General features: G+C 40.2%; 19 protein-coding genes and 3 pseudogenes. 14 read left to right on the top strand and 8 right to left on the bottom strand.

Annotated features, from left to right (window positions below; translation table 11 throughout):
• Positions 1 to 100 precede the first annotated feature (100 nt).
• Entirely contained in the window at positions 101 to 607 is a 507-nt protein-coding gene (locus ACNS8M_RS09900) for a YqiA/YcfP family alpha/beta fold hydrolase (RefSeq protein WP_168419329.1), read from the bottom strand.
• 306 nt (positions 608 to 913) lie between these two features.
• Here ACNS8M_RS09900 and lysS point away from each other — a divergent pair, with 306 nt between their 5' ends.
• Positions 914 to 2440 (top strand): lysine--tRNA ligase, encoded by a 1527-nt coding sequence (gene lysS, locus ACNS8M_RS09895; protein WP_168461791.1) that lies wholly within the window; start codon positions 914 to 916, stop codon positions 2438 to 2440.
• A gap of 74 nt (positions 2441 to 2514) precedes the next feature.
• Here the strand turns inward: lysS and ACNS8M_RS09890 are convergent, their stop codons facing one another.
• The 3 genes from ACNS8M_RS09890 to ACNS8M_RS09880 all read right to left on the bottom strand — a co-directional run bounded on the left by ACNS8M_RS09890 (position 2515) and on the right by ACNS8M_RS09880 (position 3749).
• Positions 2515 to 2796 (bottom strand): HigA family addiction module antitoxin, encoded by a 282-nt coding sequence (locus tag ACNS8M_RS09890; RefSeq protein WP_136144789.1) that lies wholly within the window; start codon positions 2794 to 2796, stop codon positions 2515 to 2517.
• Between the two features lie 23 nt (positions 2797 to 2819).
• Positions 2820 to 3101 carry a type II toxin-antitoxin system RelE/ParE family toxin gene (locus tag ACNS8M_RS09885; protein WP_168419323.1) on the bottom strand — a complete coding sequence of 94 codons (282 nt, stop codon included), beginning with the start codon at positions 3099 to 3101 and terminating at the stop codon, positions 2820 to 2822.
• Positions 3102 to 3218: 117 nt separating this feature from the next.
• On the bottom strand, positions 3219 to 3749 hold the full coding sequence (locus ACNS8M_RS09880) for a hypothetical protein (RefSeq protein ID WP_168542288.1): 531 nt from the start codon (positions 3747 to 3749) through the stop codon (positions 3219 to 3221).
• Between the two features lie 352 nt (positions 3750 to 4101).
• On the opposite strand from ACNS8M_RS09880, the gene cysD reads away from it, so the two are divergent.
• Both cysD and cysN read left to right on the top strand, forming a co-directional pair.
• On the top strand, positions 4102 to 5010 hold the full coding sequence (gene cysD, locus ACNS8M_RS09875; protein WP_171458961.1) for a sulfate adenylyltransferase subunit CysD: 909 nt from the start codon (positions 4102 to 4104) through the stop codon (positions 5008 to 5010).
• A gap of 91 nt (positions 5011 to 5101) precedes the next feature.
• Complete coding sequence (cysN, locus tag ACNS8M_RS09870) at positions 5102 to 6718, top strand: sulfate adenylyltransferase subunit CysN (RefSeq protein WP_168542290.1); 1617 nt, start codon at positions 5102 to 5104, stop codon at positions 6716 to 6718.
• 99 nt (positions 6719 to 6817) lie between these two features.
• Here the strand turns inward: cysN and ACNS8M_RS09865 are convergent, their stop codons facing one another.
• Positions 6818 to 7285 (bottom strand): GNAT family N-acetyltransferase, encoded by a 468-nt coding sequence (locus ACNS8M_RS09865; protein ID WP_168542292.1) that lies wholly within the window; start codon positions 7283 to 7285, stop codon positions 6818 to 6820.
• Between the two features lie 324 nt (positions 7286 to 7609).
• On the opposite strand from ACNS8M_RS09865, the gene ACNS8M_RS09860 reads away from it, so the two are divergent.
• The 5 genes from ACNS8M_RS09860 (at position 7610) to ACNS8M_RS09840 (ending at position 10365) form a co-directional block, all read left to right on the top strand.
• Positions 7610 to 8074 (top strand): hypothetical protein, encoded by a 465-nt coding sequence (locus ACNS8M_RS09860; protein WP_168524982.1) that lies wholly within the window; start codon positions 7610 to 7612, stop codon positions 8072 to 8074.
• A gap of 119 nt (positions 8075 to 8193) precedes the next feature.
• Positions 8194 to 8772, top strand: coding sequence for a nicotinamide riboside transporter PnuC (pnuC, locus tag ACNS8M_RS09855; RefSeq protein WP_168542294.1), 579 nt, complete (start codon positions 8194 to 8196; stop codon positions 8770 to 8772).
• Between the two features lie 9 nt (positions 8773 to 8781).
• On the top strand, positions 8782 to 9075 hold the full coding sequence (locus ACNS8M_RS09850; protein WP_104488712.1) for a hypothetical protein: 294 nt from the start codon (positions 8782 to 8784) through the stop codon (positions 9073 to 9075).
• 156 nt (positions 9076 to 9231) lie between these two features.
• Complete coding sequence (locus tag ACNS8M_RS09845; protein ID WP_104488713.1) at positions 9232 to 9729, top strand: DUF2505 domain-containing protein; 498 nt, start codon at positions 9232 to 9234, stop codon at positions 9727 to 9729.
• Positions 9730 to 9945: 216 nt separating this feature from the next.
• Complete coding sequence (locus ACNS8M_RS09840) at positions 9946 to 10365, top strand: DsrE family protein (protein WP_104505546.1); 420 nt, start codon at positions 9946 to 9948, stop codon at positions 10363 to 10365.
• Between the two features lie 63 nt (positions 10366 to 10428).
• Here the strand turns inward: ACNS8M_RS09840 and ACNS8M_RS09835 are convergent.
• A pseudogene (locus ACNS8M_RS09835) lies at positions 10429 to 10845 on the bottom strand (helix-turn-helix domain-containing protein); the annotation flags it as partial.
• Here ACNS8M_RS09835 and ACNS8M_RS09830 point away from each other — a divergent pair.
• From ACNS8M_RS09830 to ACNS8M_RS09820, 3 genes and pseudogenes are all read left to right on the top strand, one after another.
• Positions 10836 to 11423 (top strand): annotated as a pseudogene (locus ACNS8M_RS09830) (IS3 family transposase); the annotation flags it as partial. The pseudogenes ACNS8M_RS09835 and ACNS8M_RS09830 overlap by 10 nt on opposite strands.
• Before the next feature lie 24 nt (positions 11424 to 11447).
• A pseudogene (locus tag ACNS8M_RS09825) lies at positions 11448 to 11807 on the top strand (SphA family protein); the annotation flags it as partial.
• A gap of 249 nt (positions 11808 to 12056) precedes the next feature.
• Complete coding sequence (locus tag ACNS8M_RS09820) at positions 12057 to 13127, top strand: ArsO family NAD(P)H-dependent flavin-containing monooxygenase (protein WP_416240599.1); 1071 nt, start codon at positions 12057 to 12059, stop codon at positions 13125 to 13127.
• A gap of 130 nt (positions 13128 to 13257) precedes the next feature.
• Here ACNS8M_RS09820 and ACNS8M_RS09815 read toward each other — a convergent pair whose 3' ends face one another.
• Both ACNS8M_RS09815 and ACNS8M_RS09810 read right to left on the bottom strand, forming a co-directional pair.
• Positions 13258 to 13950: a pirin family protein gene (locus ACNS8M_RS09815; RefSeq protein ID WP_168541770.1), complete on the bottom strand. Its 693-nt coding sequence runs from the start codon at positions 13948 to 13950 to the stop codon at positions 13258 to 13260.
• A 204-nt stretch (positions 13951 to 14154) separates the two neighbouring features.
• Complete coding sequence (locus ACNS8M_RS09810) at positions 14155 to 15414, bottom strand: L,D-transpeptidase family protein (RefSeq protein ID WP_168526311.1); 1260 nt, start codon at positions 15412 to 15414, stop codon at positions 14155 to 14157.
• A gap of 271 nt (positions 15415 to 15685) precedes the next feature.
• On the opposite strand from ACNS8M_RS09810, the gene hemE reads away from it, so the two are divergent.
• The 3 genes from hemE (at position 15686) to ACNS8M_RS09795 (ending at position 18292) form a co-directional block, all read left to right on the top strand.
• Entirely contained in the window at positions 15686 to 16756 is a 1071-nt protein-coding gene (gene hemE, locus ACNS8M_RS09805; protein WP_168526313.1) for a uroporphyrinogen decarboxylase, read from the top strand.
• 76 nt (positions 16757 to 16832) lie between these two features.
• Complete coding sequence (locus ACNS8M_RS09800) at positions 16833 to 17666, top strand: DUF817 family protein (protein ID WP_168417809.1); 834 nt, start codon at positions 16833 to 16835, stop codon at positions 17664 to 17666.
• Positions 17667 to 17821: 155 nt separating this feature from the next.
• Entirely contained in the window at positions 17822 to 18292 is a 471-nt protein-coding gene (locus ACNS8M_RS09795; RefSeq protein ID WP_168541768.1) for a DUF3015 family protein, read from the top strand.
• Positions 18293 to 18358 lie beyond the last annotated feature (66 nt).

Raw genomic sequence — 18358 nt, 5'->3', positions numbered from 1 at the left:
TTTTAAGTCATACCGTACTTAAAATGACAGAAAAAAGCCTGATCACTTTATTGGATCAGGCTTTTTTATGGAATCAATGAATAAAAAAGTTATAGCAAAACTATTTGCCCAAATAAGCTTGCTCAATTTGTTGAATACAAGGGTTGATATTTTCTGGATGCAATAAACGATGATGCCCTGACTCGAAGGTAGAGGTCTGCATATAGTTTTCTAAAAATTCTTGTGCTGCGTGCATATCCAGAATTTCATCGCCCAATTCCAAATAGGCGACTTGCGGAATATCGTGTTGTAAATCTGCATCGGAAATAGCAGGGTAATCATCACGAAAGCTTGGCGCTAAACTTGGATTAGCCACCACGCAAGGGATGTGATGGAACAAGGACATTTTGAGTGCCCAGTAGCCCCCTAAACTATGCCCAACCAGAATTTCAGGTTTAATTTTTTGGATGATGTTGTGGTAAAAATCTGCCACTGTTTGATAATTCAGGTTGCGATAATCGACGTTGATGCAAAATTTTTGCTCTGCATCAATGGCATGGAATTTGGTCGATTCCCGAGAGGAATCTAACCCATGTAAAAACAAGACTTTTAAAGCACATGTATTCATTGCCAGATTCACATAGTCGATTATTTTCATAGAACAGATTTCATAGTACAGATCGTGATTTTTAACTCGGTTTGGCTGAAACTAAAAATAGCGACCAAAAACGATCTTTTTCATCTATTTTCTGATCAATATTGTAGTGCGCTCGGGCAAAGAAAGAAGTTAGCTTTTGGTCTAAGTCAACAAAAAGCTATAAAAGCAAGGGGCAATTAAAAAAATATATAGACCGAGTTAGAGAAGGCATACGAAATCGTGTCTAAATCTGCTATTCTATTGAACTTCTTTTTTTAGTAATTATTCGAGGCAGAGATGACGCAACATAACGCTCAATCGACTTCTGAACCCATTATTTCCGAAAACGATTTAATTGCGCAGCGTCATGCCAAGTTAAAGCAAATTCAAGAACAAGCGCAGGCGAAGGGTACTAGTCCTTGGCCAAATACATTCAAGCGCGAACATTATGCAGAAGACTTACAGGCCCAATTTGCAGAAATTTCTAAAGAAGAAATTGAAGCAGGTGAAAAAGTTTATGTGTCTGTAGCGGGTCGTGTGATGCTGAACCGTGGTTCATTCATCGTGATTCAGGACATGACTGGACGTATTCAGTTGTATGTGGCTCGTAAAGAACTCAGTGCTGAAACCTTAGAGACTATTAAAAGTTTAGACCTTGGCGATATTATTGCAGTCAAAGGCTATATTGGTCGTTCAGGTAAAGGTGATTTATATGTTCATATCGAACATTTTGAATTGCTTACCAAATCATTACGTCCACTTCCAGACAAATACCACGGTCTAAGCGATACTGAAGCAAAATACCGTAAGCGTTATTTAGACTTGATCGTAAATGAAGATACACGTAAGACTTTTGAAATTCGTGCCAAAGTGGTTTCGGGTATTCGTGCATTCTTAACCGAACAGCGTTTTATGGAAGTTGAAACGCCAATGATGCATGTGATTCCAGGCGGTGCATCTGCGCGTCCATTTGAAACGCATCATAATGCTTTAGATATGCCATTATTCTTGCGTATTGCACCTGAACTATATTTAAAGCGTTTAGTGGTTGGTGGCTTTGAGCGTGTGTTTGAAATTAACCGTAACTTCCGTAATGAAGGGGTGTCTACGCGTCATAACCCTGAATTTACCATGATCGAATTCTATCAAGCTTATGCTGACTATAAAGACTTGATGGCATTGACTGAGCAAATGCTCGAAAAGTTAGCTTTGGATATTTTGGGTACTACAGATGTGCCGTATGGCGAAGAAGTGTATAGCTTCAAAGGTCCATTCAAGAAAATTTCTATGTTTGATGCCATTCTTGAGCATAACCCTCAGTTTACGCCAGACAATGTCAATGACCGTGAATTCTTGGCAAAATTTGTGCAGGAAGAATTAAAAGAGCAAGTGAAACCAGGTTTTGGTTTGGGTAAACTGCAAACCATCGTGTTTGAAGAAACGGTGGAAACACAATTACGTCAGCCGACTTTCATTACTGAATATCCTGCAGAAACTTCGCCTTTGGCACGTCGTAATGATGATAATCCACACATTACCGACCGTTTTGAGTTCTTCATTGGTGGTCGTGAATTGGCAAATGGTTTTTCTGAGTTAAATGACCCGATTGACCAAGCTGAGCGTTTCCAAGCACAGGTTGCAGAAAAAGACGCTGGTGATGATGAAGCAATGCACTACGATGCAGACTTCGTTGAAGCATTGGAATACGGCTTACCACCAACAGCGGGTGAAGGGATCGGGATTGACCGTTTGGTTATGTTGTTTGCCAACGCTGCCAGTATTCGTGATGTGATTTTATTCCCGCACATGCGTCATAAAAACTAAGTCTTAGATTGTTCTTGTCCAGATAAAAAATAACCTGCTGAAAAGCAGGTTATTTTTTGATTACAACTTAATAATTAAGCGCTTGCCACCAATTTTTTAATCGTAGGGCGTTGACGTTGGCTTGCAAGCCATAAATCATGCTGCATTTGTAAATTCAGCCAAAACTCTGGTGAGGTTTCTAAAGCTTCACTTAAACGAAGGGCCATATCTGCAGAAATTCCAGTATGACCATTCAAAATACGAGATAGGTTTGCACGCGTCACTCCAAGTGCTTGAGCCACCTCAGTCACAGAAGTTTCACCAATATATTCGCGTAACATTTCACCTGGATGAGGTGCATTAAACATCATATTCATCTTTGTACTCCTGCGCTAGAAGCTTAGTGATAATCCAAATAATCTACGATGTAGACATCACCATCTTCAAATTTAAAAATTACTCGCCAATTACCATTTACTGTTAGTGACCACTGATCTTGTAGATTCCCACTCAATTTATGTAAACGCCAATTGGGTGGGGTTCGCAAATCATTCACTGTAGATGCAGCATGTAATGCTGCAAGTATTAAACGTAATTTTGTAGAATGCGCTGCTTGAATACCTGCTGTTGAACCAGTTTGGAAAAAAGCCTGAAGACCTTTATGTTTAAAACTCTTAATCAAGCCTTTGTACCCAAATGTATTGTGTATATGAACAGTATACGTTAATTTCGAGTTTAATCAACCAACCTGTTCAGGGCTGTACTGTGAGGGATTCGCAGAATTTTAAAGTGAAGAGGCTTATAATAGTGCCGTCTGAATCCGTACTTTCATATCTAAAGTTTGTTGCAAAATATGCGCTTTCATCCAAGCCACTTGTTCGCCCATGGGGTTGGTTTTCATGGCTGTGTTTAAAAAATCGAGTTTCTGCTGCGTAAATAATTGCGTTTCAATGGCTTGGTATAGTTCTGCTGTGGTCGCATTTAAAGGCATTTCCACCAAATAAAACCCTTTAGGGTAATTATAAAAAGCATAGATCAGGTTAAAGGCTTTTTGGTCGGCCTTTAAATTACCTGCACCAATTTCATAACTGCGATCTTGGTTACTGTGCGTGATACCCAATAAAAAGGAAAGCTTATCTGCATGGCAGCGTAAACCAAATTGTAGGCCAATTTGATCTGCGCTGAGTTCGTGTTGCACAAACACGTTGAGCATGGAACCATCATCATTCAGTGGTTCCTGAAAAATCAAAAGCTCAGGGCTGTGCTGATAGAAAAAACCAGCCAATTTTGCCTGTTCAAGTTTGGATTTAATGGGTTCAATATGCGGCATGGGAGAATCTTAAAACTAAAAATATGGCTTTACTTTAAGCATTTTTTTAGCGGGGTAGAAGCGTTAGATTAGATGAATAATCTATTAACTTATTGGAAAAAGTGAGGCTAAAAAGTATAAAATTGACTGTGTTAATTTATTTCATTGGCATTAAAATTTGTAGCCATAAAAGAATAAATTACTGATTAAATAAAACTTATACTGCTTATTGGTTTTCTTTTATATGAGCTTTTTGCATATAAATATAATAAAACAAGCAATAGTTAGCATAACTAAATCACTATAATCAAGATCAAATTTTATCTGTGTTATTTGGACACAAGTTTAAGTATATCCGGTGTGATCAATGTCAATAAATCAGGAACGACTTACTCATCTTAAACAGCTTGAAGCTGAGAGTATTCATATTATCCGTGAGGTTGCAGCTGAATTTGAAAATCCAGTCATGCTGTATTCGATTGGTAAAGATTCTGCGGTAATGCTGCATTTGGCTTTAAAAGCATTCTACCCTGCAAAACTCCCATTTCCACTGTTGCATGTCGATACAGGCTGGAAATTCAAAGACATGATCACTTTCCGTGACAACATGGCAAAACAGCACGGTTTTGATTTAATTGTCCATCAAAACCAAGAAGGGGTAGATGCCAACATCAACCCATTCGATCATGGCAGTTCTAAATATACCGACATTATGAAAACCCAAGGCTTAAAACAGGCATTGGATAAATATGGTTTCGATGCCGCTTTTGGTGGTGCGCGTCGTGATGAAGAAAAATCACGTGCCAAAGAGCGTGTTTATTCATTCCGTGATGCCAAACACCGTTGGGACCCTAAAAACCAGCGTCCTGAGCTATGGAATTTGTATAACGGTAAAGTCAACAAAGGCGAGAGCATTCGTGTGTTCCCATTGTCTAACTGGACTGAATTAGACATCTGGCAATACATTTACCTAGAAAGCATTCCTTTAGTCCCATTGTACTTGGCTGCAGAACGCCCTGTGGTTGAGCGTAGTGGTACTTTAATTATGGTTGATGATGAACGTATGCCTTTACTTGAAGGTGAAGTTCCACAAATGAAATCGGTACGTTTCCGTACTCTGGGCTGTTATCCGCTTACGGGTGCAGTCGAATCAGCAGCAAATACCTTGCCTGAAATTATTCAGGAAATGCTATTGGCAACCAGTTCAGAACGTCAGGGTCGTATGATTGACCACGATGAAGCTGGCTCGATGGAAAAGAAAAAACAGGAAGGCTACTTCTAATTCATCTCCCTTCAAGAAATCCTCCTTTCATAGCAGGAGGATTGAGCGAGATGAAAAACTGGTTTCTAAAGAATATGTGGAGCTTTGAGCAATGTCTCATCAATCGAATTTAATTAGCCAAGACATTTTGGCGTACTTAAAACAACACGAAAACAAAGATCTACTGCGCTTTTTAACTTGCGGTAATGTAGATGATGGTAAATCGACCTTAATTGGTCGTTTGTTGTACGACTCAAAATTGATTTATGAAGATCAATTGCAAGCGGTAACCCGTGACTCGAAAAAAGTTGGTACTACGGGCGATGCTCCTGACTTGGCCTTACTGGTCGATGGCTTGCAAGCCGAGCGTGAGCAGGGCATTACCATTGATGTCGCTTACCGTTATTTCTCAACTGAAAAACGTAAGTTTATTATTGCCGATACTCCAGGGCATGAGCAGTACACTCGCAATATGGCGACAGGTGCATCGACCTGTGATTTGGCGATTATTCTGATTGATGCGCGTTATGGTGTGCAAACCCAAACCCGTCGTCATACCTATATTTCTAGTTTATTGGGTATTCACAACATTGTGGTTGCCATTAATAAAATGGATTTAGTGGATTACTCAGAAGCACGCTTTAATGAAATTCAGGCGGAATATGCCAATTTTGTGAATCAATTGGGTGACCGTAAACCATCGAATATTATCTTTACACCTATTTCTGCCTTAAATGGCGACAACGTGGTGAACAGATCGGAACATACGCCGTGGTATGCGGGCGACACCTTAATGGGTACCTTAGAGTCGGTAGAAATTAACCGTAACACGGCACACAACGATTTCCGTTTCCCGGTGCAATATGTGAACCGTCCAAACTTAGATTTCCGTGGATTCTGCGGTACGATTGCTTTGGGTGATATTCATGTTGGTGACCGCATTGTGGCTTTACCATCGGGCAAAAGCTCAACCGTGAAAGAGATTGTGACCTTTGATGGTAACCTAGAACATGCCATTGCAGGACAGGCTGTTACCCTGACCTTAAACGATGAAATTGATATTTCACGTGGTAATGTGTTGGTGCGTGAAGATCAGGCACGTCCTGAAATTTCACGTGCTGTAAATGCCACAGTGGTGTGGATGGCCGATCAGCCTTTATCGATTGGTAAGTTGTATAACTTAAAAGTGGGTACGCAAACTGTGCCTGCGAAAGTCACTGCAATTCATTACCGCACCAATGTGAATACTTTGGAACAGGTACAGGTTGAACAACTTGAACTGAATGCAATTGCTAATGTAACGATCGAATTTGATGCACCAGTCGTATTTGACCGTTATCAAGACAGCCGTTATACAGGTTCATTTATTTTCATTGACCGTCTAAATAACGTGACCATCGGTGCAGGTATGGTTGAAGCTTGTGTAGAATGGTCTGCACACAGCGCGCCAGTCACTGCAGAAGATCGTGCTGCACGTTTAGGTCAGAAGCCTGCTGCAGTCAGCGTTTCAAGTCAGATTTTAGCGCAGGCTCAGGCCATAGAAAGCTTGTTGATTCAGCAGGGGATTGTTGCAATTGCCAAAGCAGGTTTAGATGCTACGCAAGTTGCATTGCTGCGTGAAACAGGCATTGTGGTGATTAGTGATGTAGAAAGCGGTGCCGATGCGCAGTTAAGTGCAGACAGCATTGAAGAATTGGCAGAAAAAATTATTGCACTGGTTCGTTTATAAAATCAGATTTGTTTATAAAATCGTAGCTGCAATACAGATGAACCCGCTTTCAAATGAAAGCGGGTTTTTTATGGGGTAAAAACTATAAGATTGTTGTGCTCAAGATTGCTCAAATCGCTCTGTATTAAGATGTTTGAGCATGGGGGTGAAATGCCCATAACTAATTTTTTGTGGTTGAATTTCAAAATCATATTTTTGATAAAACATCAGCGCAGTTTGTGTGCTAAACACACTAATTTGCGATACATTTTTAGCCTGTAAATGTGCAATAGCTTCAAATAACAAGGCTTGACCAATACCACGCTGTTGCACTTCAGGTGCAATCGCATGGTGTAAAATTTGCCCGCGATCACTCATCATAATAAAACCAACCACCACATGCTGTAGGACATAGACCCAGCAATTGTTGTAGTGCAACAGCATTAAAATATTTTCATAGTTTTTCGTTTCAAGCCACGCCTGAATTTTGGCTTCATTACGTTGATGATCTTGAATACAAGACCGAATACTGGCGTGTAATACCGCAACCAAATCGGAGACATCTTGAATTTGTGCAGTTCTAATCATCTAAGCTTATAGTTATAGATAAAAACAAGGCTCTATTGGACGGGAAAACATCTGCAAGAAATAGCAGAAATTTGTTGTGTTTTGCTTCATTATGATGAAGCTCAAGTCGTATTTTTGAGTAAAAGCGTAGTATTGTGTAATTCAAGCATGCCTAATTGAATTTAAGTATAAGAAGCTTATTTCTGTTTTTGTTTATGATCTTTAGCAGTATAGGTTTAGGTTTAATCCGTTGCTAAGGATGTGTTCGCACAGTACACAGAATAGACGCTAAGCGCTGAAATCGTTATGCTTTATTCAAGCGCCTGAATAAGAGCGAAGACCAAGATGGCAAAACTATTGTTGTGGATTTTGTTCTTCATTGCAGTCTATGCAGTGTGGAAAGTCTGGTTCAAAATAAAAATTAATCGTAGCTTTCAGCAAAGCTGTCAAGATATGGCCAATATCGTACAAGACCCAATTACCCACAAAGCACCTCGTGCTGTAGAAGAAGTGGTTGAAGAAGTCGCCGAATACGAACAACAATTATTTGACGATGTTGCAGCGTTATTTTTAAGCCTAAAAGTTTCTACTTCCGACCCTGATGATGCTACTACTATTCAGCAAGAATTACTCAATAAAATGCCTGCTAAAGCTCAAACGCAGATTCGTCAGTTAGATTTAGGTGAGTGGTCTATTTATTGGAGTTTTTATCAACAATCTTTGGAATATTATGTGGGTAAATATGGTGTTTTTATTACCCATGTAGACCGTTTTGGACAAGAACATAAATATAATCATACAGATGTGTAAAGCCAATTTTATTGGGTGTTTATTTTTATTGTTTTGACTTAGTGCTTAAATCAGTCTGAGTTTGAGCAGTATTACAGAAACAAGGTATCATGCATTTTTCTTTTACATAGGCTGCATCAATGTCGGTTTTAGAAATAATTGCTGTATTGATCAGTGTCTTAGGCGTGACGTTAACCATCAAACGGCATATTGCTTGTTGGGTGGTAAATTTTATTGCCTGTTTGCTGTATGCCTATTTATTCTTTGAATATCAATTGTATGGCGAAACAGTATTGCAAACTCTATTTATGGGAATGGCAATTTACGGTTTTTACCAGTGGAAAACTGCACAGCAAGACACTCAAGCTATCGTGATTCAGACCTTATCACAAAATAAAATGCTGCAGCAGCTTGTACTTAGTATGGGTTTGGGGCTTATTTTTGGTCTAAGTTTAATGCAGTGGACGCAGGCATCTGTACCGTTATTAGATGCACAACTTGCAGCTTTGAGTCTGTTGGCAACCTATTGGACCAGTCGTAAATATTTGGCCACATGGCTGCTTTGGATTGTGGTCGATCTACTCTACGTAGGCATGTTTATTTATAAAGCTTTATTTTTAACCGCAGCACTTTATGTTGGATTTGTGGTATTGGCTTATTTAGGATGGCGTGAATGGAGCAAAATACGTCAGCAACAACATGTGCAAGCTTTGCCTTAAAGGATAAGCATGAGTAACCTGATCCATTTTAAACAGGCACAGCTTGCTCAGTTTGATCATCTTGCACAAAATATTCTGTCTAATCCTGAACGTTATTTACAGTTCGATTCAATTGCAGATTTTTATCAGGCCCAATGGTTGGATGATTTTCCCCAAGGCACCACTTGGTATGCCACAGGATTGGATGATGGGGCAGAGCATTTTTATGCCAAAATTGAATTTTGTGGGCATTATCTCACTCTGTATAGCCATGATATTTATGCAGCTGAATTTGGCATCCTACACACAGATTTGAACAATTAGAGTCAATGACAGCAGGTGGAAAAAATACTTTAATAGCCTGAAAATAAAGTTGTATTTAGGATATAAAACAACTTATACCCGTTGAGCATCAGCCAAATTATATTGCACGATGATGCTAGACCTATTCCATCAATAAACAAAATAAAAGGAACTCAAATGGCTCATCAATTTACTGTTAATGCCACCATTCATGGCGTTTCAATTGACGAATTTAAGCGTTTAGTGGCAGATATTGCGTTACATGAAGCGGTGTGTAAACGTATACCAGGTGAAAATTTAGAAATTTTAGAATCAAAAAAGAATGGTGATATTTACACCCTGCGTCGTGCTTATAACTTGGATGTGAATATTCCAGATATGGCAAAAAAACTATTAAAAGATGCATTTCGTTTAAAACGTAATGATGTGACCAACTTATCAGCACTTACTTCTACAGTTGAGTTGGGCGCTAACTTACCTTTGGAAGCCAAAGGCGAGCGTACCGTTACAGGTAATCAAGAAAAAATTGAAATTCAGTTGGACTGGACCATTAAAGTTAAAGTTCCATTGATTGGTGGTATGTTAGAAAAACATGCAGAAGGTGAAATCCGTCGTTTCAGTGAGCTAGAAATTAGCATTGTAGAAGATGAGCTTAAGAAAAATTTAGCCGCTTAAACTGTTTATTTAAAACACGAATGCTTAATTTGTATTTAGCGCTGCCTATTGGGTGGCGCTTTGTTTTTTTGTAGCTGGGATGGCTGCACTTGGTCATTTGCAGCACTGGTTTTTAAGTCAATTGTAGATGCGAAGCATAATATATTAATTATTTAAATATATTATATTTATTATGCTACTATTTTAATCACATCTAAATTGACTCTGAGATCAACCATGAAATTGATTAAGCTGTTGTGTCTGTCTTTATTCCTGAGCTTTGCAAGTCTATCGCCTGCTATGGCAGAGAATAACAAAGATCCGCTATTTGTATTGCTCACCAGTAATGATGCACACCGTACCAAAATGGCAATTGGCATGAGCAATAACCAGTTTGGCAAAGGTCATCCACTGACCATTTACTTGGTTGATCAGGGTGTGATGTTGGCATCTAACCGTTTTGAACATAAATATGCTGAGCATCAAAAAATGCTAAAAAGCATTATGGCCAAAGGTGGTGAGGTCTATATTTGCAAAATGTGTATGGATCAGTATGGTGTTGCCGAGGGTGATTTAATCAAAGGTTTAAAATATTCAAATCCAGATGTGATGGGTGAAGCGATTTTCCGCCCAGGCACACAGACCCTGAGTTGGTAATATTGCTGCTTTAAAGTGCAAAAGCCTTGTTGAAAAACAAGGCTTTTTTTATTGAAGGAAGTTTTAACGCATGGCGTATTTTTTTAAACGATAATCCAGTGCGGCACGTGAAATTCCCAATAAGCGGGCAGCTTCAGATACATTCTGTTTGGCTTTTTGCATGGCGGTCATAATCAGTTGTTGCTCATGCTGTTCTAAGTCAAAACCTTCGGTGACCAATCTGTCTAAATCTGTGCTGCCGTGCACATCTTCAGCATCGTGTTCATGCTTTTGTGGGAATAACGCATTCAGTTTAATCATTTGTTGATCTTCGGTGAGTAATACTGCACGCTCCAACAAGTTTTCCAGTTCACGAATGTTGCCTGGCAAAGCATAACTTTGCATAAAGGCGGTGGCTTTTTCACTTACTCCCTGAATTTGTTTGTCGTACATTTTTTCAAAGCGTTTTAAAAAGTGCTCAACTAAAAGGGGGATATCTTCAGAATCACAAGCGGGTTTACCGCATTTACTGTGAGTTGGCACTGAATCTGCGTATTAAACCGAGAAGAAGACTAAAACGGCATGCGCCTGAACCATTGAAAGAACCAATCCGAGAAAATCAGGTTTGGTCATTAGATTTTATGCATGATCAGCTTTCCGATGGTCGCAAGTTTCGATTATTGAATGTGATTGATGATTACCGCCGCGAAGGCCTAGCCATTGAAGCAGGGTTCTCATTGCCCACAATCAGGGTTATTCGTACGTTGAATCAATTGCTGGAGTGGAGAGAAAAACCGTTAGTGATCCGATGCGATAATGGTCCCGAATTTATCAGTCACGAATTTGTGCGCTGGGCTACTGAGCATGGTATTCGTATTGAATATATTCAACCGGGTAAGCCACAGCAGAATGCGTATATTGAACGCTATAATCGGACCATACGTTATAGTTGGCTGAGCAAGCATTTATTTGATACTTTGGATGAAGTACAAGATTATGCAACAAACTGGTTGTGGCATTACAACCATGAAAGACCACATCAAGCTAACAAAGGAAAGCCACCTCTAATGGCTGCTTAACCTCTACTTTTAACTTCGGTTATTTATGGGAGGATTACCCCACAAGGTTGGGAGTTTTCGACCAAACTGTCTTATAGCTTCAATACTGAAAATGACGATACTAACTATCAATCGGGTGATTATTTTGCTGGGGATTATGCAATCGGTTATCAATTGAATGATCAACTCAAACTTGCGCTAGAAGGCTATATGTTTAAACAAACCACAGATGATGAAGTGAACGGTGCCAGTATTGGCAATAAAGGACAGGCGTTGGCATTTGGCCCTGCAATTCAATATAAGAAGGATAACTGGTCATTAGAGGCGAAGTTCCTGAAAGAAACCGAAGTGGAGCATCGTCCTGAAGGACATTCCACCACCTTGAAAATGGTGTGGGCGTTTTAAGGTCTAACTTTATCTAGCATTTGCTCTTGCAGCCTTGCAGTACAAAGCCAAGTTCTAGGACTTGGCTTTGCTTTTTTGGACATTCTTTTCTAAAAAGCTTGTTCTGTGGACTGAGTGTTAAATTAATGCTGTGCTTTATGTGTACTCTGCCCAAAAATGATCTAAAAGCTAGAGCAAAGATCATAGAGTAAACTGTTCACACAGGGTTAGAATCAAACATAGCATGTGCGTCTTGTATGCAGGAGAGTCATTTTGAGTCAAACAATTGATACCGATGTGATTATTATTGGTGGTGGACAAGCTGCATTAGCCACGGCTTACTTTTTAAAACGGCAAAAAATCAATTTTCTGATTTTGGATAATCAAACGCAAGCGGGCGGTGCATGGCAACATGCGTGGGATTCTTTGCAGTTATTTTCTCCAAATACATGGAGTTCTTTGTCGGGTTGGTTGATGCCTAAAACTGAACAGGAATATCCAAAGCGATTAGAAGTGATTGACTATTTAAGGGCTTATGAAGCGCGCTATCAATTCCCAGTGCTGCGTCCTGTGCAGGTCGAAAACATCATAGCTGAAGGCAATGATTTAATCGTTTGTTCGGCACAGCGAAGCTGGCGCGCCAAAGCGGTCGTGAGTGCAACAGGCACATGGAGTCAGCCTTTTATTCCAGCCTATGCAGGGCGTGAACAATTTTTAGGTACACAAATTCATTCGGCCCATTACCGCAATGCTGAAGCTTTTCAGGGAAAAAAAGTGATGATTGTCGGTGGTGGTAACTCTGGCGCACAAATTTTGGCAGAAGTGTCTAAAGTGGCTGAAACCTTTTGGGTTACACAGCAACCCCCAAGTTTTTTAGCCGATGATGTAGATGGACGGGTTTTATTTTTACGTGCCACGGAACGCTTAAAAGCCCAGCAAGAAGGTCGCAGCATTGAACAACCGATTGGCAGTTTGGGTGATATTGTGATGATTCCAAGTGTCAAAGATGCACGGCAACGCAATGTATTGCATGGCCTGCCGCCATTTGACTATTTAACTGAACATACTGCAGTTTGGGCAGATGGAAGTGAACAGGACATTGATGCCATTATTTGGTGTACAGGTTTTAAGGCAGCAGTGTCACATTTGCAAAGTTTGGGTGTGGTCAATGCACGCGGTACAGTCGATGTGTCAGAAAATCGAGCGCTACAACAGCAAAATTTGTGGTTGGTCGGTTATGGTGATTGGACTGGTGCAGCATCGGCAACTTTAATTGGCGTTTCCCGAACAGCACGAGATGTGGCAGCGCAAATCGCAGCGTATTTACAGACAACAGTGTAAGGTCATCATTGTGACTAAAAGTTATGATTAAAAACTGAAAACAGCAACTATAGCCATAAAAAAAGCCCTCTGTAGTAGAGGGCAAGAGGGTAACTTAAAAGTATTTACAGGCACTACTCAAAATAAGCAGTTACTGTTTTGGTAAATCAAACCAAATAAATTGGCTGTCTTGCTTTGCTTCAATCACGGCATCATCAGCAAATAACAAGGCATCGCCTGCTTTCACGGTCTGCTCACCAATGCTGATTTCACCACGAATCACATGCACATAGTTGACCGCTTGTGTTGCAGCAACATCTAGCTGCTTTCCTGCTTGCAATACTGCAGCTTTCACTTCGGCTTGTTGGCGTATATGCATTGGGGCATTGTCATTCGGGCCGACAATTAAATGCCACTGGTTCGGTTCAGCATTTGGGTCACGCTGAATTTGTTGGTAAGTCGGTTCCGCATTGCGTACATTGGGTTGAATCCAAATTTGCAACATGTGCACTTCTTCATCGCCATTGTTAATTTCGCTATGCTGAACGCCTGTACCCGCACTCATCAGCTGCCATTCACCAGCACTGATATGACGCTCATTGCCCATACTGTCACGGTGGGAAATCGTACCATTTAACACACAGGTCAAAATTTCCATATTGTCGTGGGGGTGTGTGCCAAAACCATTGTGCGCTGCAATACGGTCATCATTAATGACACGTAAAGCACTCACACCCATATATTTCGGGTTATACCAGCTACCAAAAGAGAAACTGTGTTTGGTGTCTAACCAACCCATTTTGACGTGACCACGTTTTTCGCTACAGTGTAAATAAGCATTCATGATCATGCTCCTATCATTTTTTTAACTTAAAGCCATCTTATGCTTTTTTATGTTGCCAACCTACAGCCGTTCTGCAACATGCCGTTCTAAAATTGCAACATTTAGGGTGGTGATCTGTAAAAGCATACTTTTTTCAAATATCAAAAAACCCACGTAAAACGTGGGTCATTCGCTGCCTAAGCAGGGGGATTATACGGTGTGCGATTATTCAAGGAATTTCACAGTCACACCAGAACGTACTTTACGACCTAAGTCATTGGCATCCCAGTTGGTTAAACGAATACAACCGTGTGATGCTGTTTTTGAAATAGTCGATGGGTTTGGCGTACCATGAATACCAAAGGATTTTTTACTCAAGCCAATCCAGATATTACCTACAGGGCCATTCGGGCCAGGTGGTAAAGACAGTGGTTTTAAGTTTTTACCCTGAATAAAGTTACTTGGTGAATAGCTATACCATGGGTTTGGCGCAACACCTGTAATTTTATAGGTACCTGTTGGTGATGGTGTATCTGCACTACCAATGGTTGCAGGGAATGAACCAACCATTTGGTTTTGCTTATTGAACAAATACAATTGTTTTGCGCCTTTGTGCGCCACAATCAGGTGAATGTCTTCTGGTAAGTCATTGCGGACATTGGTCACCAATAACTTTTCACCCGCTTTGTTAAATGTCGCATTTGGATTTAATTTCTTTAAGAAATTTTCATCCATGTGGAATTTTTCACCTAGCATTTCGCTGACACGGGTGTAGTACAAGCCTTTCATTTTGGCTTGTTCTGCATAGTCATGTGGAATGGACTTAGCATACGGACCTTTTAGGTCAGCTTCAGTAATTGTGTATTCTACAAATGCAGGACGTGAACCTTGACGTGCCACCAAAGCATCCCAAGTTTCTTGGGTTAAAATACCTGTAGGTTTAATGCCGTTCATTTGCTGGAAAGATGCAATGGCTTTCAGGGTATTTTTACCGCTGGTACCATCAATTGCACCCGGAGAAGCATGGGCATTATTCAACATGACATGCGCACGCGCATACACTGGAAATTGACCTTTGCCAATATTTTCATACCAAGTGGCATTATTAAGACCGTCTAAAGTCCACGAAGCTTTTGGCGCTGCAGTGGTTGTGGTTTCAACAGGCTGGCTTGGCGTGGTTGTGGTCGGTGCTGTGGTCGGTGCTGCACCTACATCGGCAGTGGTATCTTCAGTTTTGTGTAGATCATCTAAGGTTTGTGATGCCTTATTTAAATCATTTTGTTCTTGTTGCGTAATAGCAGTATCGGTTGCATTGAGCGTGCTTTGTGCTGCAGAAGCTTCTGTTGCTAAAGGATCAATTGGATCTTCAACCGCAGTATTGCTGATCACTTGTGGATTTAACGGTTGTTCAGCAGTAGATGCAGCAAAAGTAGTTCCTGCAAAAATGCAACTTAAACTCATTGCGAGTATTGTGCGAACGAACATGTAATTCAACCTTGAGAATTATTCATTTACATAGATAAAAACTAGCCAAGTATTGCAGAAAAACTAAGGAGATGCAGTAGTTGTTTTGTGTAAATGTGCAAGAGGATGATGCTTTTACCGATGCTTTTGTTTATGTGATGTATTTCACGAAAATAAAAATTGAAATTGCACGTAAAGTTTAGGATAAAAAGACCAACCAGAAATGAAGTTATTAAAACTTCAACCTTTTTGATATGATGGCTGCAAGATTGAAAATGAGTTGGGAAAGTAAATGACGACCTTAAAAAATGATCGTTTTCTTCGTGCCTTATTACGTGAGCCAGTAGATTGCACGCCCGTATGGATGATGCGTCAGGCAGGACGTTATTTACCAGAATATCGTGCCACACGTTCGCAGGCAGGAGATTTCCTTTCTCTATGTAAAAATACAGAATTTGCATGTGAAGTAACCTTGCAACCACTGCGCCGTTATGAATTAGACGCTGCTATTTTATTTTCAGATATTTTAACCGTTCCAGATGCTTTAGGTTTAGGACTGTATTTTGAGGCAGGCGAAGGGCCAAAGTTTCATAAAACCGTGCGTACTGAGCAAGATGTTGCCAATTTACCTAAATTCAATGCCAAGTCAGATTTAGACTATGTTATGAATGCAGTATCGACCATACGTTCTGCTTTGGGTGGACAAGTGCCTTTAATTGGTTTTTCAGGCAGTCCGTGGACCTTAGCGACCTATATGGTAGAAGGTGGTTCAAGTAAAGATTTCCGTTTTACCAAAAACATGATGTATGCACAGCCTGAAGTATTGCATGCGCTGTTAGGTCGTTTGGCAGACGCAGTGACTGAATATTTAAATGCACAAATTGATGCAGGCGCACAGGCAGTTCAAATTTTTGACAGTTGGGGCGGTGCATTAGCACATCGTGAATATATTGAATTTTCACTGAACTATATGCAGAAAATTGTGTCAGGTCTGCAGCGTGAAAAAGATGGCCGTAAAATTCCTGTTATTTTATTCACCAAAGGTGGTGGTCAATGGCTTGAGCCAATGATTGCAACAGGTGCAGATGCCTTTGGTTTGGACTGGACAACACCACTGAATGTGGCACGTCAAACTGTAAATGGTCGTGCGGCTTTACAAGGAAACTTAGACCCTGCCACTTTATATGGTTCACCTGAAGCGATTGCCAAAGCTACTCGTGCAATGCTGGATGATGCTTACGCCAATGGTGAAAAAACTGGTTATGTGGCCAACTTGGGTCATGGTATTACCCAATGGGTTGACCCTGAACGTCCTAAAGTGTTTATCGATACCGTACATGAATACAGCGCTAAATATCTATAATAAAAGCAATCATATAGATCAGTTAGTTGTAGATGGAAATGGGTAACGTGAGCTTCAGTCGGGTCGTCAAATCATGATGTGGCGAACATGGCTGAAGTCAGGATTTGAATTTTCGACTAAGGCAGCTTCGGCTGCCTTATTTGGAATTTTATTGCTGATTGCATTTGCATTTACAGCACCTATGGCCAGTCAGGAATATTTTGGCTTTTTTCGTTATGACTATTTGCTGTTTTATGCCTTAATCATTCAGGTTTGTCTTTTATATTTAAAACTAGAATCTTGGGCTGAAGCCAAGGTGATTGCTTTATTTCATATTTTGGCAATGATCATGGAAATTTTTCTGACCCATCCACAGATTGCTTCATGGCAATATCCGCAACCTGCTGTGTTTAAAATTATGACTGTGCCGCTGTTTGCAGGCTTTATGTATTCAGCAGTTGGTAGTTTTTTTGCACGTTCCTTGCGTTTGTATCGGGTATCGTTACTGAATTTGCCAACTTTCCCGAATATGCTGGCTTTAGCGGTTTTGTCTTATATTAATTTCATGAGCAAATTTTTTATTCCAGATATTCGCTACGGCTTATTTGCGTGGAGTGTGCTGATTTTCTGGAAAACCAAAATCCGTTTTCAATTGCAACAGCATCAATTGCAGCTGCCAATGTTACCTATATTGTTGCTATTGGCATTTATTATTTGGGTGGCAGAGAATATCAGTACCTTTTATCAAATTTGGCTATATCCAAGTCAGGTCGATACGTGGCACATGGTGGGTTGGGGCAAGTTGGGGTCTTGGTACTTGTTGCTGCTATTGAGTCTAGTTTTAGTCATGCAAATACTTGGTATTCGTGATGCTCAAGGACGATGGACACTTAAAGATGAGGCTCCGAAAACAGACTCAATTCAGGGATGATCTTACGCTACAAAAATAATGCATGACTTTGGTATAAATGTTTTGCGTTCTTAGTCGCATCTCGCTATCTTAAAGCGGTGTAATAAAAGTTACACAAAGCAATAATAATGATTCGAAGCATAACTTTTCGGATAATAAATTTCTGGAGTACGACTATGATGAAAAAATTAGCATTGGCTGCAGTGTTGGCAGTGGGTTCTACAGCAGCATTTGCAGACCGTGATGCAGGTTGTGGTATCGGTTCACAAGTTTGGGCAGGTCAGTCTGGTAAAGTGGCTAAAATTTTAGCAGCAACCACCAACGGTATTTTTGCTAACCAATTATTTGGTATTACATTTGGTACTTTAGGTTGTAGCGGTACAGGTACAGTAACTGCACAAGTCGTGACTTTTACCAATGAAAATGCTGAATCATTGGCACGTGATATGGCAGTTGGTGAAGGTGAAAGCTTAAATGTATTGGCTGAATTGCTAAACATTAAAGCTGAAGATAAAGCACACTTCTTTACAGTTTCTAAGCAAAACTTTGCTTCTATCTACTCTGCAGAAAACCAAACGTCTTTAGAAGTTCTGGCTTCTTTACAAAACGTAATGGCAAATGATGACGTATTAAAAGCATACGTTTAAGTTTGAATGAAAGCCCTGTGTAATTGCAGGGCTTTTTTATACCCAAATACAATGTTGAAATTCAAA

Origin of the sequence: Acinetobacter sp. A2 (assembly GCF_048537555.1) — a bacterium.
Classification (GTDB): Bacteria; Pseudomonadota; Gammaproteobacteria; order Pseudomonadales; family Moraxellaceae; genus Acinetobacter.
This window is presented reverse-complemented; position numbering and strand designations above follow the sequence as displayed.

What these genes read in the sequence shown, in the direction of transcription:
- ACNS8M_RS09860 (WP_168524982.1), top strand. Translation starts at nt 7,610, where the DNA reads ATGGCAAAACTATTGTTGTGGATTTTGTTCTTCATTGCAGTCTATGCA.
- pnuC (WP_168542294.1), top strand. Translation starts at nt 8,194, where the DNA reads ATGTCGGTTTTAGAAATAATTGCTGTATTGATCAGTGTCTTAGGCGTG.
- ACNS8M_RS09850 (WP_104488712.1), top strand. Translation starts at nt 8,782, where the DNA reads ATGAGTAACCTGATCCATTTTAAACAGGCACAGCTTGCTCAGTTTGAT.
- hemE (WP_168526313.1), top strand. Translation starts at nt 15,686, where the DNA reads ATGACGACCTTAAAAAATGATCGTTTTCTTCGTGCCTTATTACGTGAG.
- ACNS8M_RS09810 (WP_168526311.1), bottom strand. Translation starts at nt 15,414, where the DNA reads ATGTTCGTTCGCACAATACTCGCAATGAGTTTAAGTTGCATTTTTGCA.
- lysS (WP_168461791.1), top strand. Translation starts at nt 914, where the DNA reads ATGACGCAACATAACGCTCAATCGACTTCTGAACCCATTATTTCCGAA.
- ACNS8M_RS09795 (WP_168541768.1), top strand. Translation starts at nt 17,822, where the DNA reads ATGATGAAAAAATTAGCATTGGCTGCAGTGTTGGCAGTGGGTTCTACA.
- ACNS8M_RS09890 (WP_136144789.1), bottom strand. Translation starts at nt 2,796, where the DNA reads ATGAATATGATGTTTAATGCACCTCATCCAGGTGAAATGTTACGCGAA.
- ACNS8M_RS09815 (WP_168541770.1), bottom strand. Translation starts at nt 13,950, where the DNA reads ATGAATGCTTATTTACACTGTAGCGAAAAACGTGGTCACGTCAAAATG.
- cysN (WP_168542290.1), top strand. Translation starts at nt 5,102, where the DNA reads ATGTCTCATCAATCGAATTTAATTAGCCAAGACATTTTGGCGTACTTA.
- ACNS8M_RS09900 (WP_168419329.1), bottom strand. Translation starts at nt 607, where the DNA reads ATGAATACATGTGCTTTAAAAGTCTTGTTTTTACATGGGTTAGATTCC.
- ACNS8M_RS09880 (WP_168542288.1), bottom strand. Translation starts at nt 3,749, where the DNA reads ATGCCGCATATTGAACCCATTAAATCCAAACTTGAACAGGCAAAATTG.
- ACNS8M_RS09840 (WP_104505546.1), top strand. Translation starts at nt 9,946, where the DNA reads ATGAAATTGATTAAGCTGTTGTGTCTGTCTTTATTCCTGAGCTTTGCA.
- ACNS8M_RS09800 (WP_168417809.1), top strand. Translation starts at nt 16,833, where the DNA reads ATGTGGCGAACATGGCTGAAGTCAGGATTTGAATTTTCGACTAAGGCA.
- ACNS8M_RS09865 (WP_168542292.1), bottom strand. Translation starts at nt 7,285, where the DNA reads ATGATTAGAACTGCACAAATTCAAGATGTCTCCGATTTGGTTGCGGTA.
- ACNS8M_RS09845 (WP_104488713.1), top strand. Translation starts at nt 9,232, where the DNA reads ATGGCTCATCAATTTACTGTTAATGCCACCATTCATGGCGTTTCAATT.